This is a genomic window from Lyngbya sp. CCY1209 (assembly GCF_035615495.1).
GTDB lineage: Bacteria > Cyanobacteriota > Cyanobacteriia > Cyanobacteriales > Microcoleaceae > Limnospira.
This window is the reverse complement of sequence record NZ_JAJENU010000389.1, coordinates 1-1,720: the sequence shown is the minus strand read 5'-3', so window position 1 is coordinate 1,720 and position 1,720 is coordinate 1. Positions and strand designations below refer to the sequence as shown.

1 protein-coding gene is annotated in these 1,720 nt (G+C 51.7%); it reads right to left on the bottom strand.

The annotated features are described in order from the left end of the window. Positions 1 to 286: 286 nt before the first annotated feature. The coding region (locus LKE08_RS11270) for a hypothetical protein (protein ID WP_324704321.1) at positions 287 to 1,720 on the bottom strand (1,434 nt) is incomplete at its 5' end.

Genomic DNA, 1,720 nt, shown 5'->3' with positions numbered 1-1,720 from the left:
CCAGTAGGGTGGGTTAGGCGCGGCAGTAATTTTTCGGAAAAACCCACAACTTTTCATCCGCGCCGTAACCCACCATTGATTTTTTAATTCACAGTTTTAGCAGTGTCAGTCCAGTATAGAAATCAGAAACTATTTGTAAATTATCGCGCCCCCAAACCCCCAATTCTGGGGGCTTTGAGCCGACAATTTTTAACGAATCATTTTACATTCCTATAGGGTGTGTTCCCCCGCCATTCCCAAGCGGTGGAGTCCGTCAGTAACAAGGGGGAGCGCACCGGAGCTAATATTAGAATATGGAAGAGGTGAAATCATCCTCGGCGATCGCACCCGCATCCACGCCACTGAGTCGAACTAAAACTTCCAAACCGACACTGATTTCGGTATAATTAGTGGTGGCAGTAAGGGTCAGATCCGCGAACGTCAACCCGCCGTCGAGAACGATCGCATCTTCGCCGTCGGTAAAATCGGTGATGGTATCGGGGCCGAAACCGGAAACCAGGACAAAGCGATCGCTTCCTTCACCACCCGCGAGGATATCGGCACCGGCGGCACCCACGATCAGGTCATTTCCATCGCCTCCTGTGAGCACGTCGCCACCTTCCCCGCCGTCGAGGGTATCGTCGCCATTATCCCCCCAGAGGCGATCGTTTCCGCCACCACCGTCGATCAGATCGTCCCCCCGTCCGCCGTAGATGACATCCCCACCCGAGTGGCCGGCCAGGGTATCATTTTCTGGGTTTCCATAGAGGGTATCGTCGCCTTCGTTTCCTTCCAGGCGATCTTCCCCCAGGTTGCCGAAGACGCTATCGCTTCCATCCCCGGACTCGATGCGATCGTCACCCTTTCCGCCATAAACCGTATCGTTGTCGTCACCAGCATCAATCCAGTCGTCGCCTCGGTTGCCGTTTACCTCATCGTCACCGTCCCCGGCAGCGATGGTGTCATTGCCTGCAAAGCCGAAGAGATTGTCGGTTTCTGGCGTTCCCGCGATCGCATTGTCGGTGTCCCCGGCAGCGGTATCGGTTGAGAACAGTGGCGGAAAGGCGATCGCGGCGATAAAATTCGTGGGATCGTAGATGTCAAAAACCCCTCCCGGCAAGGCTTCGGCTTCCGATTCGGACTCTTCTTGCTCGAGAATTCCACTATTCTCTGAGATGTCGGAAAGTGACTCAAATTCAAACACTGGAAACTGGAAAAATCCCGAAATAGTTTCGTTGACATCTTCTAAATCCATAACCGTTTCCAAGTCTTCAACGTCTCCGGAATCGTCAATCTCTCCGGCATCGACAATTTCTCCGGCATCGACAATTTCTCCGGCATCGACAATCTCTCCGGCATCGTCAATCTCTCCGGCATCGACAATTTCTTCGGAATGAACGATTTCTTCGGAATGAACGATTTCTTCGGAATCGTCAATCTCTTCGGGAACGACAGTCTCTTCGGAATGTTCGATTTCTTCGGAATGTTCGATTTCTCCGGCATCGACAATTTCTTCGGAATCGTCAATCTCTCCGGCATCGTCAATCTCTCCGGCATCGACAATTTCTTCGGAATGAACGATTTCTTCGGAATCGTCAATTGCTTCGGAATCGTCAATCACTTCGGGTTCGACAATTTCTTCGGAATCGTCAATCTCTTCGGAATCGTCAATCGCTTCGGCATCGTCAATCGCTTCGGAATGATCGATTTCTTCGGAATCGTCAATATCTTCGGCATCGAC